At 41.6% G+C, this 18,555-nt stretch carries 18 protein-coding genes and 1 pseudogene; 14 read left to right on the top strand and 5 right to left on the bottom strand.

The features are described 5' to 3' along the window. Positions 1–107: 107 nt before the first annotated feature. Positions 108–620 carry a phosphate-starvation-inducible PsiE family protein gene (locus tag V7K97_RS23705; protein ID WP_334803437.1) on the top strand — a complete coding sequence of 171 codons (513 nt, stop codon included), beginning with the start codon at positions 108–110 and terminating at the stop codon, positions 618–620. Between the two features lie 277 nt (positions 621–897). Then, positions 898–2,634, top strand: coding sequence for a diflavin flavoprotein (locus V7K97_RS23700; protein WP_334803436.1), 1,737 nt, complete (start codon positions 898–900; stop codon positions 2,632–2,634). A 143-nt stretch (positions 2,635–2,777) separates the two neighbouring features. Here the strand turns inward: V7K97_RS23700 and V7K97_RS23695 are convergent, their stop codons facing one another. Beyond that, the gene (locus V7K97_RS23695; RefSeq protein WP_334782159.1) at positions 2,778–2,966 is read right to left on the bottom strand and encodes a hypothetical protein; all 189 of its coding nucleotides are present in this window, start codon (positions 2,964–2,966) and stop codon (positions 2,778–2,780) included. 127 nt (positions 2,967–3,093) lie between these two features. Between V7K97_RS23695 and V7K97_RS23690 the strand changes: the two genes are divergently transcribed. The 9 genes and pseudogenes from V7K97_RS23690 to V7K97_RS23650 form a co-directional block, all read left to right on the top strand. Next, entirely contained in the window at positions 3,094–3,468 is a 375-nt protein-coding gene (locus V7K97_RS23690) for a hypothetical protein (RefSeq protein ID WP_334782158.1), read from the top strand. Between the two features lie 214 nt (positions 3,469–3,682). Next, entirely contained in the window at positions 3,683–4,690 is a 1,008-nt protein-coding gene (locus V7K97_RS23685) for an ABC transporter ATP-binding protein (RefSeq protein ID WP_334803435.1), read from the top strand. Next, positions 4,691–5,503 carry an ABC transporter permease gene (locus V7K97_RS23680; protein WP_334803434.1) on the top strand — a complete coding sequence of 271 codons (813 nt, stop codon included), beginning with the start codon at positions 4,691–4,693 and terminating at the stop codon, positions 5,501–5,503. Positions 5,504–5,708: 205 nt separating this feature from the next. Then, positions 5,709–7,493: a GldG family protein gene (locus tag V7K97_RS23675; protein ID WP_334803433.1), complete on the top strand. Its 1,785-nt coding sequence runs from the start codon at positions 5,709–5,711 to the stop codon at positions 7,491–7,493. A gap of 366 nt (positions 7,494–7,859) precedes the next feature. Continuing rightward, complete coding sequence (locus tag V7K97_RS23670; protein ID WP_334803432.1) at positions 7,860–8,483, top strand: DUF4340 domain-containing protein; 624 nt, start codon at positions 7,860–7,862, stop codon at positions 8,481–8,483. 26 nt (positions 8,484–8,509) lie between these two features. Then, complete coding sequence (gene purU / locus V7K97_RS23665) at positions 8,510–9,364, top strand: formyltetrahydrofolate deformylase (RefSeq protein WP_334803431.1); 855 nt, start codon at positions 8,510–8,512, stop codon at positions 9,362–9,364. A gap of 677 nt (positions 9,365–10,041) precedes the next feature. Continuing rightward, entirely contained in the window at positions 10,042–11,133 is a 1,092-nt protein-coding gene (locus V7K97_RS23660; protein ID WP_334803430.1) for a HoxN/HupN/NixA family nickel/cobalt transporter, read from the top strand. 117 nt (positions 11,134–11,250) lie between these two features. Then, positions 11,251–12,111 (top strand): GNAT family N-acetyltransferase, encoded by an 861-nt coding sequence (locus tag V7K97_RS23655; RefSeq protein WP_334803429.1) that lies wholly within the window; start codon positions 11,251–11,253, stop codon positions 12,109–12,111. 418 nt (positions 12,112–12,529) lie between these two features. Next, a pseudogene (locus tag V7K97_RS23650) lies at positions 12,530–12,766 on the top strand (type II toxin-antitoxin system YhaV family toxin); the annotation flags it as partial. Between the two features lie 4 nt (positions 12,767–12,770). Here the strand turns inward: V7K97_RS23650 and V7K97_RS23645 are convergent. Then, entirely contained in the window at positions 12,771–13,010 is a 240-nt protein-coding gene (locus V7K97_RS23645; protein ID WP_334803428.1) for a hypothetical protein, read from the bottom strand. Next, positions 13,007–13,351: a hypothetical protein gene (locus V7K97_RS23640; RefSeq protein WP_334803427.1), complete on the bottom strand. Its 345-nt coding sequence runs from the start codon at positions 13,349–13,351 to the stop codon at positions 13,007–13,009. Before V7K97_RS23640 ends, V7K97_RS23645 begins: the two co-directional genes overlap by 4 nt. A gap of 208 nt (positions 13,352–13,559) precedes the next feature. On the opposite strand from V7K97_RS23640, the gene V7K97_RS23635 reads away from it, so the two are divergent. The 3 genes from V7K97_RS23635 (at position 13,560) to V7K97_RS23625 (ending at position 15,141) form a co-directional block, all read left to right on the top strand. Further along, on the top strand, positions 13,560–14,243 hold the full coding sequence (locus V7K97_RS23635) for an ATP-dependent Zn protease (RefSeq protein ID WP_334803426.1): 684 nt from the start codon (positions 13,560–13,562) through the stop codon (positions 14,241–14,243). Between the two features lie 197 nt (positions 14,244–14,440). Continuing rightward, positions 14,441–14,725, top strand: coding sequence for a hypothetical protein (locus V7K97_RS23630; protein ID WP_334803425.1), 285 nt, complete (start codon positions 14,441–14,443; stop codon positions 14,723–14,725). Then, positions 14,722–15,141 (top strand): type II toxin-antitoxin system VapC family toxin, encoded by a 420-nt coding sequence (locus tag V7K97_RS23625; RefSeq protein WP_334803424.1) that lies wholly within the window; start codon positions 14,722–14,724, stop codon positions 15,139–15,141. The genes V7K97_RS23630 and V7K97_RS23625 overlap by 4 nt, the downstream gene beginning before the upstream one ends. 378 nt (positions 15,142–15,519) lie before the next feature. Here V7K97_RS23625 and V7K97_RS23620 read toward each other — a convergent pair whose 3' ends face one another. Then, the gene (locus V7K97_RS23620; RefSeq protein WP_334803423.1) at positions 15,520–16,743 is read right to left on the bottom strand and encodes a glycoside hydrolase family 10 protein; all 1,224 of its coding nucleotides are present in this window, start codon (positions 16,741–16,743) and stop codon (positions 15,520–15,522) included. A gap of 829 nt (positions 16,744–17,572) precedes the next feature. After that, positions 17,573–18,511, bottom strand: a complete 939-nt coding sequence (locus tag V7K97_RS23615) for a DNA cytosine methyltransferase (RefSeq protein WP_334803422.1) — start codon at positions 18,509–18,511, stop codon at positions 17,573–17,575. Positions 18,512–18,555 lie beyond the last annotated feature (44 nt).

Here is an 18,555-nt window from a genome sequence, read left to right as displayed (position 1 = left end):
ACAGACGCGATGAATCGCGTCTCTACAACACACAGACGCGATGAATCGCGTCTCTACAACACACAGACGCGATGAATCGCGTCTCTACAACACACTCCTAAAAAACTATGCGTAAATCTGCTGAAAATACTCCAATTACTATGTACGAAATAAATCGGGGGCGCGTTGTGCGAACCTTGGAATTTATTCAAGATGTGATTGTAATTTGTTTGTGTATCGGTTTATTTAGCTTCATGGTGCTTCAGGTGAAAGATATGTTTCTCTCCTTACTTCCGCCTCTAGATTTTCATGCTGTTACTGCCGATATTCTCTTTTTATTGATATTAGTTGAGTTATTTCGACTGCTGATTATTTACCTACAGGAACATCGAGTATCTATTGGCGTAGCTGTGGAAGTTTCTATCGTTTCCGCTTTGCGAGAAGTGATTGTTAAAGGTGTTCTAGAAACAAGTTGGAGTCAAGTTTTAGCAACTTGCGCCTTTTTATTAGTGCTGGGAATACTATTGTTTCTCCGAGTCTGGCTACCCCCGACTTTTGAAGGTATCGACCCGGAACAAGAAGTATCTAAACGTTATAGAAGCCGAGCCAACTCTGAATTAATACAAACCAATGGTCATTAAGAGTGGGGAGTAGGGAGATGAGGGGGACAATGCCCAATACAGTTCGGTTAAGGTTTTTTGATGAAAATTATATGATCACAAGGACGGGATAAATCGCCGTCAAGAGGAAAGACTGATTATTGTAGAGACGGCGATTTATCGCGTCTCTTGCCTTAACCGAACAGTATTGGGACAATTCCCAATTCCCAATTCCCAATTCCCAATTCCCAATTCCCCATTCCCCATTCCCAATTCCCCATTCCCAATTCCCCATTCCCCATTCCCCACAAAGCTTATTATGTCTGCAAATACTTTAACTACCAGCCATCCTAGAGATGTGCAAGTTGCTGAAATTGGTAAAAATACTCTGATTTTGCGATCGCGGACTTGGGACAGACTAAAATTTGAGGTGGAGTATTCTCGCCAAAAAGGAACTACGGCGAATTCTTATCTGATTCAAGCTGATAAAAAGGCTTTAATTGACCCTCCCGGCGAATCTTTTACCGAAATTTACCTTCAGCAACTAGCAGAACACTTAGACTTTAACACCCTAGATTACATTGTTCTCGGTCATGTCAACCCCAACCGCAGCGCAACTTTGCAGGTATTGCTCTCTGAAGTTCCTCAAGTCACTCTAATTTGTTCTCGCCCCGCCGCCAATGCTCTAAAAATCGCCTTTCCCAAATGGGACTCACGTATTCAAGCGGTGCGATCGCAGGATACTCTAGATTTAGGAGAAGGACATCTTCTATCATTTATCACCGTACCAACTCCCCGGTGGGCGGATGGACTTTGTACCTACGATCCCGCCACCAAAATTCTCTACACAGACAAACTTTTTGGCGCTCATATTTGCGAAGATACTTTGTTTGATGAAGATTGGAAAGGATTAGATGCGGAACGTCGTTACTATTTTGAATGTCTCCATGCGCCCCAAGCCAAACAAGTTGAAGTGGCCTTAGATAAAATATCGGTTTTGGGAGCCAGATGTTATGCCCCAGCACACGGACCGGTTGTTCGTTACAGCCTGAGTCGTTTTACTTATGATTACCGTCAATGGTGTCAAGGGCAAAAATCTCAGGAATTGAGTGTCGCTTTGCTTTATGCTTCTGCCTATGGAAATACAGCAACTCTGGCAAATGCGATCGCTCAAGGTTTGATTCAAAATGGAATTAATGTAGAATCGGTTAACTGTGAACTAGCAGATTCTGCCGAGATTAACCGCATTGTCGAAACCTGCGATGGCTTGATTATCGGTTCACCCACTTTAGGCGGCCATGCACCAACTCAAATTCAAACAGCTTTAGGAATAGTCCTCTCGGTGGCGGCTAAAACTAAGTTAGCAGGGGTGTTTGGTTCCTACGGTTGGAGTGGAGAAGCAATAGATTTAATAGAAAGCAAGCTCAAAGATGCCAATTATCAACTAGGATTTGAAACCATTCGAGTGCGTTTCAGCCCTACTCCTGAGATTCTCCAGCAGTGTCAAGAAGCAGGTGCTTTTTTTGCCCAAAACTTGAAGAAAACCAAAAAACTGCGTAGTTCCCGTCAGATAGTCACAGAAACCCATGTAGATCGTACTGAACAAGCTGTGGGGCGGATCATTGGTTCTCTGTGTGTTGTCACAACTCGTGATGAACAAACTCACAAAGGGGTTTTAACTTCTTGGATATCTCAAGCAACTTTTAACCCGCCAGGAATTATGATTGCGATCGCTAATGAACAAAATGCAGATTTAATGCATCATCCTGGTGATCAATTTGTGCTGAATATCCTCAAAGAAGGAAGAAATCTGCGACGCTATTTTTCTCGTCATAGCACTTTAGGAGATAACCCCTTTGCAAATCTTGCCACAAAAACTGCTCTTAATGGTTGTTTGATTCTAAATGAGGCATTAGCCTATTTAGAATGTACGGTGCAAAATCAGCTTGAATGTGGTGATAGATGGTTAATTTATGCTGTCATCAATCACGGTGAAGTGTTAGAAAATGATGGTGTCACTGCTTTGGAGCATCGTAAATCTGGTAGCTATTATTAACCTGACTTTTCACGGTAAGTAAGTAGTGGCGTGGCAAGCTTAAAATAGTGCATTAGATGTAGGTTGGGTGGAGCGGAGCGCAACCCAACACATATCAGGATGTTGGCTTTGGCAAAGCCTCCACCCAACCTACAATTTTTTTGCTACTTCCCTTTTTTCTCATCTAGTGCTTTCTGTATAGCTTCTCTACAGAATTCAGGAGGGTCGTCTTGTGCCTTTACCTCTTTCTCCATCGACTTGGTAACACGAATAGTCAGTTTTCCATCTAAAGGTTCTTCTCTATCAGACTTGATTGGTTCAAAATTTTGTGGGTTCCCTTTAGGATTAGGCATTGTTGAGAAATATAAATAACGCTTGATTCAATGTCTACCAAAGAATAGAGTTTTAAGTCGGTGGTGTTCACGTCAGCAAAACAAGTTCACCACCGATACCACTTTTACAAATGGGTAACTCTATTTTATGTTCACAAGGTCAGAACTCGAAATCAAAACCACTGCCGAGTTGAGAGACTTGTGTAGGCGTTACGGACTAAAGCCTACTGGGAATGGAGGCTACAAGACTAGTTGGATTGTCACCTTGATGGCATTCCCACAGATAGCACTCGCTCAATTAAGGCAAGGAAAAGGGTTAAAATCACCAGGTTTCAGTGTTATTCAATTCCTGGAAGGGGTGGTAGATGAGATGAACTCACCCACTGATGAGCAAGCGGCGCTGATTAAGCTAACGATGGAGGGAAAGGCTATGAGCTACCCTGACCGATACGATCAAGAGAATATGCTGAACTTGCACAAGGCTAAGATGCACCTTGAAATGGCTCTTGGACTACTAAGGTGAATTCTAGTAGTCCGTCAAGTTTAAATTGAGGGGTATTAATTTAGTTCGTAGTTGCGCTTTAGCGCTAAAGCGCAACTACGAACCCTAGGGAAGGGGGTTAGATTTTTCAGGAACTTTACCCGTTGTCGGCTAATCTTAGTGCCAGTCCCCCATACCCAATATCGTGATCTAAGATTGTTGGGTATCTTAATAAATTGCGATCGCCACTATACCGATGATCGAAGTTGAACATCTAAGTAAAATATACGGTTCCACCCCAGCGATTACTGATGTCACTTTTAGCGTCGAACCTGGGGAAATTTTAGGTTTGTTGGGACCCAATGGCGCTGGTAAAACCACAACCATGCGGATTCTGGCTGGTTATTTACCGGCAACCAATGGCAATGCCCGGATTGCTGGTTATGATGTCCATGAAAATTCTCTAGCTGTACGCCAACGAATTGGTTATTTACCCGAAACACCGCCCTTATATCCAGACATGACGGTGGAGGGATTTTTGCATTTTGTCGCCCAAATTAAGGGAGTTCCAGCAGGCGATCGCCCCAACAAGGTAACAGCCGCGATTGAACGCTGTAATTTAGAAGATAAGCGGCGGGTGATTATCCGCAAACTCTCCAAAGGATATCGCCAAAGGGTAGGAATTGCTCAAGCGATCGTCCACGATCCCCCAGCGATCATTTTAGATGAACCCACCGTTGGACTCGATCCCCGACAAATAATTGAGGTGCGGAATTTAATTAAAAGCCTTGCTGGTACTCACACAATTATTCTTTCCACGCACATTCTGCCAGAAGTAAGCATGACTTGTAACCGCGTCGCCATCATCAATCGCGGTAAAGTTGTGGCAACTAATACCCCAGAAAACCTGATGACCCAGTTGACAGGTGGCTCAGGGTATGAATTGGAAATAGAAGGAGAAGCAGCCCTAGCGAAACAGGTATTGCAAAAAGTCGCGGGTGTGAGTTTGATAGAATCAATTCCCACAGCCGGAATGCACGGCGAACTCCCGGAAAATCGCGCTTACCTGCGGGTGATATCGCAACCGGGAAAAGAACCAGGAAAGGATATTGCCACAACATTAGTACGTGCAGGATTTGGTTTACATGAATTGCGGCGTGTTAACGCCACCTTAGAAGATGTATTCTTGCAACTGACTACAGAAGAAAAGAATTTCGAGACTGAGGTAGACTTAGCAGCAGACAACGAAGGAGAGGCAGCGTAGATGGGTGTAGTGCTGAGTAATATTATTGCCATTTATCGCCGAGAGTTACAGAGTTATTTTGTATCACCTTTGGCTTATGCGATCGCAGGTATATTTTGGTTACTATCGGGATTATTCTTCGTGATGATTTTGCTAGGGCCAGATGGCATTTTGGTAGGGGTTGCGGCAATAGATTCACAAGGGCAACAAATGGGAGTACCAGTACCGCCCATAGATGTCCCCTACGAATTTCTGCGGGCATTTTTGGAGCGCATAGAATGGCTATTGTTGTTTATCCTGCCAATACTCTCAATGGGACTCTATGCCGAAGAACGTAAGCGGGGGACTTTAGAACTGTTAGCCACCTCACCAATTACCAATTGGGCAGTAGCTGTAGGTAAATTATTAGGCGTGCTAACATTTTTTATCACAATGATTGTACCCATGCTAGTGTTGGAAGCGATCGCTATCGGCGGCTCAAATCCACCAATGGCACCCTCAATTCTCTTGCTGGGTCATTTTGGATTAATCTTGCTAGCAGCAGCAATTTTATCTATAGGAATGTTTATTTCCTCATTAACAGACAGCACAATTCTCTCTGCCGTTCTCACCTTTGCTGTAATTTTATTATTGTTATTGATTGATTTAATCGGCAAAATTATTCCTGGACCCGTGGGCGAAGCCTTAAGTTATCTGTCATTGCTGAAACATTACAACACCTTAATCCAAGGAATTTTCGATACCAGCACCTTAATTTTATTTGCCAGTTACATTTTTTTGGGCATCTTTCTCACCGCTCAATCAATTGATGCACTGCGCTTTCAAAGGCAGTAGTTATATAAGTTATGAGTTAAAAGTTAGGAGTGAGGAGTTGAAGACGAATACAGAATTCAGAATAAGAAAGTGGGAGACTTAAACCCGTTTATTTATCCGCCAATCATAGATAATCCCATTCTGAATTCTGGCTCCTTACTCCTGAATTCTGTTTTCTTAAAACTCATAATGACTAATTACTAACTCCTCACTTCAGTCTAATAATATGAAAATAGTTGCAAAAAAGAAACTGTGGAAATATCTATTTTGGTTAGGTCCGTTCCTAATTACTGTGGGTTTAACAGTTGGGTTAGTCTCTGAACAGTGGGGACTAATCCCGTTAGCATTTATAATTACGGGAATTGTCATCAGTGGATTGGGGATAATATGGCAAAGCTACGAGACTAATTGGTGGAAACGTCGTTCTACCCAAGCTGGGACTAATGCCCTAGTAGCGACTCTAGCAGTATTAGCAATTTTGGGATTGATTAACTTTTTGGGAACTCGCTACCACCTGCGGGCAGACTTAACAGAGGCTCAATTGTTTACCCTTGCGCCCCAGTCACAGCAATTAGTGAGTCTCTTACCACAGCCAGTTAAAGTGTGGGTGTTTGATATTAACCAGAATCCCCAAGACCGAGAACTGCTAGAAAATTATCAGCGACAAAGCTCAAAATTTAAATATGAATACATCGACCCCCAAGCAAGACCAGGACTTGCAGAAAAGTTTGGCGTTAAAGATTACGGGGAAGTTTATTTAGAATCTGGGGATAAACGGCAATTAGTACAGACAGTAAATGAAAATCAGCGCTTATCGGAAGTCAGATTAACTAGTCGGCTGCAACAACTAACAAATTCAACCACAGCCAAAGTTTACTTACTGCAAGGTCATGGCGAACGTCAACTTTCGGCTGGTAAAGGTGCAATATCACAAGCAGTTCAGGGATTAGGCGACAAAAATTTCACAACAGCACCGCTAAATCTAGCAGAAACTTCCAAAGTTCCTCAAGATGCTGCTGTCGTCATCGTCGCTGGCCCCAAACGAGAATTGTTTGAGGGCGAAGTCAAAGCCTTACAAGAGTATCTGAATCGCGGCGGTAACTTACTGTTGATGATTGATCCCAATACCGATCCCAAACTTGACAGCTTGCTACAAGAATGGGGTGTTCGTCTGGATAATCGTTTAGCAGTAGATGTTTCTGGGGAAAGCGTAGTGGGACTTGGCCCTGCTGCGCCTGTAGTCACAGAATACGGTCAACATCCGATTACCAAAGATTTCGGTAACGGCAATTCTTTTTATCCAATAGCCCGACCACTGGAAATTACCTCTGTACCTGGTGTCGAAGCTACTCCATTGCTGCGAACTAAACCTTATCCCAAGAGTTGGGGAGAAAGCGACCTCCAAAGCGAAAAATTGGAGTTTAATGCAGGTAAAGACCTCAAAGGGCCTCTGATCTTGGGTGTTGCTTTAAGCAGAAAACAAGTAGCTAAATCTACTTCCACTCCCCAAGCTTCACCGACACCTTCACCAACCACTCAAAGCAAAACTAGCGCTACTCCTTCACCCTCCCCCAAGACTCCGCAAGCTTTACCATCACCAACCACTCAAAGCAAAACTAGCGCTACTCCTTCACCCTCTCCCAAGACTCCGCAAGTTTTACCATCACCAACCACCCAAAGTAAAACTTCCCCCACTCCCTCATCTCCCCCTACTTCCTCATCTCCCTCATCTCAAACATCCACCGAATCCCGGTTAGTAGTTTTCGGAAACTCTAGCTTCGCCACAGATGGCTTGTTTCAACAGCAACTAAATGGAGATGTATTTCTCAATTCAGTTACTTGGCTAAGTCAACAGGATCAACAACCCCTTTCCATTCGCCCCAAAGAACCGAAAAACCGTCGGATAACCCTGACAACCACCCAAGCCAATCTTTTAATATTGTCGTCTTTGTTAGTTTTACCTTTAATTGGGTTCGCGGCGGCAGTTATTATCTGGTGGAAACGACGGTAAGAAGTGAGTTAGGAGTTATAGCGGTTCTCGTTCACATGAGGTACACCCGTAGGGGCAATTCATGAATTGCCCCTACACCTTGCGATATAATTTTGTACCGCATCTGAGTGGGAACCGCTATAGGAGTTTGGAGAGACGCGATTAATCGCGTCTGTACGTTAGGAGTTTGGAGTTATAGTGGTTCCCAATTGCATGGAATACAGACCTAACCCCCACCCCCTTCCCTTCTAGCGTTGGGGAGTAAGATTCAAAGCCTCTCTGCTTTTAGGAGAGAGGTTTGGAGAGAGGTCAAAGCTGTACTGCACCTAAGCGAGAACCGCTAAACTATTAACTCTTTAGTAATGCTCAATGCCCAATAATTAAAAAATGAAATTGCCGCGAACGACTTTAATTTTAATACTACTAGCCCTGGGTTTAGGTGGTTTTGTTTACTTCTCTGAAATCCGGGGTGCAAGTGTGCGAGAAGAAAATAAGGAACAAAAGCAACAAATTTTCTCTTTTAGAGAAGATGATGTACAGTCTTTAACAGTCAAGACAAAAAAACTCACCTTGAATCTGGAACGTAACCGTGAATCTAGTAACCCCAAGTGGTTAATCAAATCTCCGATATCCGGGTCAGCAAATGATGCTATTGTTTCTTATTTAATGGATTTGTTGGTCAAAGGTAAGAGCGAACGCACCTTATCAACTCCAGCAAAAGACCTCGCAGAATTTGCCTTAGATCAACCCCAAGCAACTATCAATATCACCCTGAAAAACCGACAAAGCCATCAGTTGATTTTAGGTAAATCTAACTTTAACGGTAGTTTATTGTATGCTTTAACTGACCCTGCTACAAAACCCAATGGGAATATAAATGTGCTGTTGGTATCTACAGATTTTGCAAATGCCGTGAATCGGGAATTATCAGAGTGGAAACAACCTGTAGATAATAGTCAGAAACTTCCTCCGCTCATTATTCCTAAACCGAGTCCGACAAACAGCAAATAATTAATTCAAAATCTGGCGCTATTACTATGACAAATCCGACAGCAACGTTGCTGATTTCCTGCCCCGATCAACGGGGATTGGTGGCGAAATTTGCCAATTTCATCTATTCTAATGGTGGTAATATTATCCATGCAGATCAGCACACAGATTTTGCTGCTGGGTTATTCCTCACCCGCATTGAATGGCAGTTAGATGGATTTAATTTACCGCGAGAATTTATTGCACCTGCGTTTAATGCCATTGCACAACCTTTAGGCGCTAAGTGGGAAATACGTTTTTCTGATACAGTACCACGCATTGCTATTTGGGTAAGTCGGCAAGACCATTGTCTATTTGACTTAATTTGGCGACAACGCGCTAAAGAATTTATTGCAGAAATTCCTTTAATTATTAGCAACCATTCTAATTTAAAGGTAGTGGCAGAGCAATTCAATATCGAGTTCCAGCACATTCCTATTACTAAAGACAATAAATCGGAACAAGAATCGAAACAACTAGAAATACTACGCCAGTACAAAATAGATTTAGTTGTCTTGGCAAAATATATGCAGATTGTTAGTGCAGATTTTATTAGTCAATTTCCGCAAATTATTAATATACACCACTCATTTTTACCAGCTTTTATCGGAGCCAACCCTTATCACCGAGCTTTTGAACGGGGTGTAAAAATTATTGGTGCAACGGCTCATTATGCCACTGCTGATTTAGATGCAGGTCCAATTATTGAACAAGATGTAGTGCGAGTTAGTCACCGTGATGAAGTTGATGATTTGGTGAGAAAAGGCAAAGATTTGGAGAGAATTGTATTAGCAAGAGCGGTGCGATCGCACTTACAAAATCGCGTATTAGTCTATGGAAATAGAACAGTAGTCTTCGAGTAATTCTACATCCAAATAAAATAGTTCAGCTTTGACAATTTAGCAAACGGCAATATCTTTGGTAGCAGTGGTTTCTAGTTTCTGCTTTAAGAGGTTGTTTGAAAAGTTGTAAAGTATACTCAAAACCCCGCTTCCATTCCTCTCCCCGAAAGGTCGAGAGGCTTTGAAACCCCCATTCCCTTGTAGGGAAGGGGGGCTGGGGGGTTAGGTTTTTGAGGCTTAGATGTTACCAAAAAAACTTTTCAAACATCCTCTAAGGTGGAATTTTTACCACGCATATTAGACATCTGGTGAAATTAAATATGCGTTACCCAGAACCCTTGTAGAGACGTAGCACTGCTACGTCTCTACATTCTTTTTCGGAGATGTCTATTGTTTTCTATATTGCTACAACCCATTTTTGATAATAACTCAAAATATATTGAGAAGCTTCTTTAGTCTTATTTATAAAGATTTCAGCCTGCCAATGCTGCTCACTGTTATGAAGTATGACTAACTAGACACACTTTTGACATAAATTTGTAACATATTTGTCACTTAGATAGGTTTTACTTAACCTTACGTCAATGTCAATGTAAGTAAATTTGATGAATGAAACCTCTATAGGCTGGCTCAGTATGCTGGTACGGCTCTCATTCGTTTTTCACCTTGTCGAAATATGCCTTTATAAGGAGTGATAAATGCTATCCAGATTTTCGCGTGTTTTCAACGATAGTTCTAGAAACGTTAGACGTAAAGTTATCAACATCTATGCGTTCCTGATTAGCGTGAATATTTTGATCTGGGTAGTTGCCCTCATTGCATTCCACAGCTACCCCCTTCTGCTTGGCACTGCCGTATTAGCTTATAGCTTTGGTCTACGTCATGCTGTCGATGCCGATCACATCGCCGCGATTGACAATGTTACCCGTAAATTGATGCAGGAAAACAAACGACCTGTTTCTGTTGGGTTTTTCTTCTCTCTAGGTCATTCCACCGTTGTAATTGCGGCCTCTGTTGCGATCGCCTTAACCACTGCAACTATCCATAACAACTTTCCCAGTTTTGAAAAGGTTGGGGGGCTAATTAGCAGTAGCGTTTCTGCACTTTTCCTACTAGCAATTGCAGCAATTAATATGGTGGTGCTGTGGGATGTTTATAAAACCTTCCAAACCGTCAAGCGAGGAGGAATCTATGACGAGCAATCCTTAGATGAATTTTTGAACCAACGCGGGCTACTCGGTCGCATTTTCCGTCCTTTGTTTCGGTTGATAGATAGTAGCTGGCAAATGTTTCCTTTAGGTTTCCTTTTTGGTTTAGGTTTCGACACGGCTACAGAGGTAGCACTGCTGGGGATTTCTGCAAATCAAGCCGCTAAAGGTTTGCCTATTTGGTCAATTCTAATATTTCCAGCTTTATTCACCGCAGGTATGTCCCTGATTGACACCACTGACGGCATTTTAATGCTTGGTGCTTATGGCTGGGCTTACGTCAAACCAATCCGCAAACTTTACTACAATATGACCATCACCCTTGTTTCTGTATTAGTTGCTGTGGTCATTGGCGGAATTGAGGCTCTGAACATTATTGGCGATCAGTTACAACTGAAAAGTCCGTTTTGGGATTTCATTAGTCAACTAGGTGATAATTTTGGCACAATTGGTTACTTAATCATTGCCATCTTTGTATTTAGTTGGTTACTTTCGACCATCATCTACAAAGTCAATAAGTATGACGATTTGGAAGTCACTAGGGCTACAAATGCTAAAGATAATCAGGACTTACGCAAATAATAGCCGAAACCCTGATTTTTAGGTAGGGGAAATTCATGAATTGCCCCTACAGCGTGTAGTTTTGCGTAAGTACTAGATAATAAAAATAGGCATTGAGCTTATTATGATATGTGCGACATGAAAGAAAATATTATGACCCCTGACAACTTCATCGTCCGTACAATGAACAGGTTGGAGATTGATTTGGCGATTACTTGGGCAGCAAGCGAAGGTTGGAATCCAGGAAGGTATGATGCTGAATCTTTTTATCAAACTGACAAAAACGGTTTTTTTGTGGGCGAGTTGAATGGTGAGCCGGTGGCATGCATTTCTGCTGTTGCTTACGATCAACACTTCGGCATTCTAGGTTTTTACATTGTTAAACCCCAGTTTCGTGGGCAGGGGTTGGGTATGAAAATTTGGAAGACAGCAATTGACTATCTAGGTGCTGACCGTAACATCGGCTTGGATGGTGTAGTAGCTCAACAAGATAACTACAAAAAGTCTGGTTTCAAAATCGCTTATAACCATATTCGTTATCAAGGGGTGGGTGGCGGTGTTGTGCCTGCTGGTATCATCGAACTGAAAACAGTGCCTTTTGAAGAGTTGGTGGCTTACGATTGTCAACTTTTTCCTTCTAAGCGTCCAGTATTTCTACAACATTGGATTGAACAGCCAGAAAGTACTGCTTTCGGGTTTCTCAAAAATGGATATCTTGTTGGTTACGGAGTTATCCGATCTGCTCACACAGGTTTTCGGATTGGGCCACTGTTTGCTAATGACGAACAGATTGCTGAAGCATTATTTCAAGCCTTGCTTGCAGAAAATCCTCATGCTCCAGTGTTTTTTGATGTGCCAGATGCAAATGTACAAGCAATTAACCTAGTTCAACGTTACCAATTGCAGCCAGTCTCTCAAACGGCTCGGATGTACACTAAAGAAATTCCTAATTTACCTATTAATCGCGTCTTTGCTGTGACAAGTTTGGAAGTAGGTTAGAAACGGAAAAACAATGTGTTTAGACTCCTAATATCCAATTCCACTGTGAGCGCATGAGTTTTTCTATTAGTCTATGGTAATAGAACAGTAGTATTTCTGTACCTCACGTTGGCGTAGCCTCTGGTAGAAAAGTTGAAATCTGCTGTATACACAAACAAAGTCCGCCTAAGCGGACTTTTCACGGGATCTGGAAAACCTCACTTCTATTTCTCTCTCCTAAAAGGAGAGAGACTTTGAATTTTCCCCCTTCCCGCACTTCGTGCCGCTACGCGAACGTAGGGAAGGGGGTTAGGGGGTTAGGTCAATCGTTAGCTTTTCCACATAACGTGAAAAGTCAGGTCAGTCTACGCGGACTTTCAGAATAGTTATTTCAAGAATTGCCGTAGCTGTTTTATTTAGCTAAAACTACCTCTGTCTCATCTTTCGATTCGTCTCTAACCTTAAAGTAGTAATAATTAATAACATAATACCTAACGATCCTTTTGCTAATTATTTTGTTCTAAAAAATGAACTTAAAAGATATAGCCGCGTAAAGCATAAAGGTTTACCAGAAAGATATAGATTATTTTTTAAAGTTTTTAAGTCGGACTGTTCGATAATTATTCTTTGGCTTGGCTATGCTCGTAAGGAAGGAGCCAGAAATGATTGTTATAACGTTTTTAAAAAGATGATTGGTCAGGGAAAAATGCCTGAGAATTTTGATAATTTAATGTCAATGGTTGCAATAAGTGAAGAGTTTGATATTTCTTCTGTGGTTTTCGCTCCGCCTTCACTAGAGCTTTGACGATTGAGCAAACGGCAATATCTTTAGTAGCAGTGGTTTCTAGTTTCTGTTTTAAGGTAGAATTTTTACCACGCATATAAATAATACAAGTGTTAGTATCTAGCAGAAATTTCACAAGATTGGTTCGCGTTCTGGTTGTTTTCCTTGGGGATGGCGAAAGAATGTTTCATCTTGGATACATCCATAGAATTTAGTCAGGGGATATTCTGGGGTTTCAATTTGGGTTTCTGGTTGTAAGGACTCAATGAGGGTTTTTAGCAATGTCAAGCCTCGGCTAAGGTCGAGTTCTTCGGTGAGTTCAGCCAGGGGTGATTGACGGAAGAATTCTGAGAGTTTGGTGGGTTGGTCTGGGTGGGTGTTGTGTGTGGTCAGGCTTTGAGCAAGGAATTGGATCATATACAGTTTATCGTTGGAGGAAAGCTGAAGGAGTTGTTGTTCGAGTTCTGGGATAGCCATGATGGGGTTTAAGTGGAGGATAATTTTATTTTACTTTCACTCATCAGGGGTTAATCTAGATTTACCAAAAGCGCCAAGAACTTGAGCAAGTACAGAAGGGGCTGGAAGTCATTCTCAGTAAATGCACCATTGTTTAATCACATTTCTTTTGTAGCTAATTTCGCCTCATAATGAAGAAAGATTAAGCAGATTCTAAAGAATTCTCTCAATGAGCCAAACTAGCCTAAATTTAGTTGCAATATCTATCTTTCTCATGACCCTATCGGTATTGCTGGGGCCATTCTTCAACTTATCACCGGCAGTACCAGCGATCGCTACCTTCACCATCTTAGGCATAGCGACATTAGATAGTTTCAGCTTGCAAGGCAAGGGTGGTACTATCTTTTTAGATTGGATTGCTGGTTTTTCAAAAGAACACCGCGATCGCATCATCCATCACGAAGCAGGACATTTCTTAGTTGCTTACCTGTTGGGTATTCCCGTTACCGGCTACACACTCAGCGCTTGGGAAGCCTGGAAACAGGGGCAACCTGGGCAAGGCGGCGTTAGCTTTGATGATAGCGAATTAGCATCTCAACTAGAAGTAGGTAAAATCAGTGCCCAAATGGTAGACCGCTATTGCACTGTTTGGATGGCGGGTATTGCTGCTGAAACCCTAGTTTTTAATAATGCTGAAGGTGGATCTGATGATAAAAACAAGCTGATAGGAGTCTTGACAATTTTAGGCTTTTCTGAATCAGCTTATCAACAGAAATTGCGGTTTCATGCCCTCCAAGCAAAAACTCTACTCCAAGAAAATTGGTCTAGCTACGAGGCTTTAGTTAATGCCATGCGACAACGCACTTCGGTAGAAGATTGTCATGCTGAGTTAGGAGTAGCGAGTGGGAAGTAGGGAGTAGGAAGTTATATCAAGCTACTAATGAAGAGTTTGTAGTAAGAACTTTAGTGCTTATTTTCTAATCACTAAAGTCTTTACTAGTACAGCAATGCGGAAATAAACCAAGCATTATTGTGAGAAACCTGAAGTATTGCGTGAGGCAATTTGGTCAGCACGAGATAATCTAGAAACAGAGTCCTAGGATAAATATTATGCAAGCTTACAAACTTAATGGGAAAATTGATCCAGCAGGTAACTTGGTGATTACCGAACCTGTGAATTTACCCCCCGGAGATGTGGAAGTGATTGTCTTGCAAGCTATTGAGAAGCTTGAGAATATTACAGTCCCAGCAAGTGAACCGCAGACAGAGACACCTAAAAGACGAACTAAAATCAATGCTTTGCAAAACTGGTTTGAGAAAACTCAGCCAGCACCTCCTGATTTTGATCCAGATCAATCCAAATGGGAATATTTAAAGGAGAAACATAACCTGTGAAAGTCTTGCTTGACACCAACATAATTGTGGATATTGCTCTGGAACGACAGCCATATATCACTAATAGCGAGACAGTTTTAGCATTTGTTGAACAGGGACAAATAGAAGGCTACATTTCAGCATCAACTTTTAGCGACCTTTACTATCTTATCCGTAAACAAAAAGGTCGATATTTAACTATTGACTTTTTGAGACAAATAGTTACCTTCTGCCAAATTGCTACGGTAAATAAAACTGCAATTAGGATGGCTCTAACAGCAAATTTTCGGGATTTTGAAGATGCTATTCAATACTCCACTGCTGTCTTGAATCAATTAGATACGATTATTACTCGTAATCCTCAAGATTTCCCCGTTATTACACCCCGAATTCTAACTCCTGAGCAATTGATTCAGGAATTAACAAATTCTCCTTAAATGTTTTTCCCTAAAACACAGATTATATGTTGTGATATGATGTCCGTATAAATATAGCAATCCGATTTGATTTCTGAATCACTCGTAGAGGTAAGGGACTGGGGACTGGGGACTGGGGACTGGGGACTGGGAAGAAGGAATAAAGGTGTACTGAGTTTTGTTCAAAAATCAAATATGAGTCCTATAGTTATGATTCCCACAGTCATTGCACCCCACCCCCAACCCCTAAGAGCTTGCGGGGAGGGGAGACAAAGCGTAGCTTTGGCGGGGTGGGGTTCTTCGGGTTTAATAAGTAATCAAGCGGACATGATATGACTCCCTGCTGCTACTGGAGAAATAGACTTTAGGAACTCATTAACATAATCTTCAACAGAAAAGTTATTCAACTCTGGCGCGGAGTGCGGGAGATGGAAAGAGATTTTCAAATCCAGCTTGTCGCTCCTCTAAAGACTCTAAAGCATCGTTCCAAAGACTTTCATAATAAAAGAAGGTTACACCTAGACCGCGTTCTTGGGCAGCCCGCACCTGAGACTTAATTTGCTGCATGGGAACTGGATTATTTCTTAACCCTGTCATAATGCCAATTGCAGTTGGAATTATTTGTTGCGCTTCTTGAATTTCTTGGCGGGAAATATTTGCCACAAAACTTTGTAGATTCGGACGATAAACTTGCACAATTAACTCGTCTACAATATTTTGCCGTATCCAAGTTAGCCAATCTTGTAGTTGAAACTTGTAAGCAAAATCATAATAATTGGGAGCAACAGAGAAAATTGCCTGGGGTTTTCTCTGCTTCACAGCTTGGTTAAGTTGTACCATAAACGCCGTAATTTTATCTGCCCGCCACTTTACCCAGTCCTCATCTTGAGGATCATTTGGGGGAGCATTATTAGTTTCTTGGGTGTACAAGGCAACTGTATATTTATCGTAGCCAAATTCGTAGGGCAAACTCGTATGATCGTCAAATTGAATGCCATCGGCATCATATTGGGTGACAGTTTCTAGTACAAGATTGGTGATAAACTGTTGCACTTGTGGATGGAACGGATTAAGCCACATTACCTCACCAGCCGCACTGATTGAAGTTTGGCTACCATCCCGCTTTTGTGTGAACCAATCCGGGTAATTTAGCGCCAGTTCTGAGGTTGGGGGAGCCATAAAACCAAATTCAAACCAGGGAATCACCAGCAATCCTTTACGATGTGCTTGGGTAATAAGGTCTGCGAGAATATCATGTCCATCTGAACCTCTGGAGACAAAAGGTTGAATCCCTGCACGCTGCGCTAGGGCGCTAGGATACATCACATAGCCAGAATTCCACACCACAGGATAGATTGTATTGAAGTTCAGCCGGCGGAGTTCACTGACAGCATCCTGCACTTTGGCGCGACTCTTGAGGGTGTCAAAATCATTAGTGGTCATCCAAACCCCGCGAATTTCCTGACGGGGTATCTGTGCGATCGCACTGAAGCCCCCACCTTCTGCGATCGCAGGGATGAAACTGTCTACTAGTAATACCGTAACAAAGGATATTAAAATGAGAATGGGAAAAAGATACTTGAGCGAGCGCCGCCAACTTTGAACAATAAAAGATGATTTCATAGATTTGAATGATGCATTAACTACCCACACACGCCATTGCTAGTTTTTATAATTGAATCTACTAACCATATAGTCTACAAGTCTTTATGATCACTACAGGATTGGTAAATTGGTAGTTGTTCGTTCCTTGCTTATGGAACTTTTGCACCAGAAAAACTAAAGCAGACCTAGCAAAGTTATAAGATCCTTAGACGCAGTTAGTAGTCATTAGTGCCCGATATAGCACAATACAGTTCAGTTAAGCATTTTCTCCTTCTCTCTGCGTTCTCTGTGCCTCTGCGGTTCGTTAAAAAAATTAACCTTCCCAAAGAGTTTTAGCCTTAACTGAACCGTATTGCGATATAGCAATCCGATTTGATTTCTGAATCACTCGTAGAGGTAAGGGACTGGGGACACTTCGACAAGCTCAGTGCATCGCTGGGGACTGGGAAGAAGGAATAAAGGTGTACTGAGTTTTGTTCAAAAATCAAATATGAGTACTGTAGGGTGCGTTAGGATCAAATCCGTAACGCACCATTCGTAAGGATTTGGTGCGTTACGCTGTCGCTAACACACCCTACGTATCTTTTTAAAAATGGCTCTTGCGTTGGTTTTAGGGTACGGCATTAAAATCGCAGTTTTATAGAAGGTTTCAAAAGTCTAAAATCCACTCACAGAAGGGAATGCAGTCTATGATTAGATTTTATTTATAGCGGTTCTCAGTTGAGTGAGGTACAAGAACCCCACCCCCAACCCCCTCCCCGCTCTTCGAGAGGGGGATATGGTGTACCTCATTTGATTAGGAAACGCTATATTATTCGATTCCATATGAACTGAAGAGCCTTAAAAATCAAATAGTAGTCCTAATATATTCAAGAATACTTTGAGCAATATACTCTGCAAGGTTGACTGGAACAGCATTTCCGATCATTTGTTCAAGGTCTGTTTTTGTCCCTTCAAAAATAAATGTTTCAGGAAAAGTCTGCAAGTAGCTTCTTTCAATTGTAGTCAATGGGCGCAAGTTTTCTGTAACGTTGACTGGATCTTTAGGGTGTTTTTTATAGGTTTTAGGAATAGGACGATTAACTCCTCTTACTGTTGGGCTGGGTTCATCAATACTAAAAATTCCTCTTCTTTGGTAACTTCTTGGATGTCTATAGTAATATTCAATTTCTAATTTATTTCCCAGATAATCTCTAATGGTCATTGGTTTATCTGCTAACCTTTTTTTCAGGTAAGGTTCTAGACTTTCGTCTTTTCCTTGTAACTCCCCAAAGCAAAAAAATCTTTTTCGCTTTTGAGGTACACCGCACAGACTAGCATCCAAAATTATTTCACTTAAACCATATCCAGCAGCTTTCAAGATTTGTCTAGCCTCTTGATATTTATTGCTTTTACGAAATAGTTCTACGTTCTCGATCACAAACCACTGAGGAAGAACACTTGTAACTATCTCAGAAAAGACAATACTTAAATCCCCTCTTCCTAAATCTTCATCACGTTTGCCGGCACTAGAAAAGTCTTGGCACGGGGGACCACCAATAATAACTTCAGGACGCATTTCTCTAAAAATTTCATAGTTTTTCTTCAAATTATTAAGATCGTAATCAAAAATTTCATGGCTAAAGTTTTTGCGATAAACATCTATAGCTGGTTTCCAATTATCAAATGCTGCTACAATATTAAAACCAGCATTTTGAAAGCCTAAAGATAACCCTCCACAACCGGCGAAAAGGTCTAAAACTCTAAGTGAAGAGCTTTCTATATCATCTATATATTTTTCTTTCATACTTTTATATGTCTTTTAATTCTTCATATTCTAGTATGTACACG

It is taken from the genome of Nostoc sp. (genome assembly GCF_036917815.1).
GTDB lineage: Bacteria > Cyanobacteriota > Cyanobacteriia > Cyanobacteriales > Nostocaceae > Nostoc.
The sequence above is the reverse complement of the archived record's forward strand: the minus strand, read 5'-3'. Positions and strand labels throughout refer to the sequence as shown.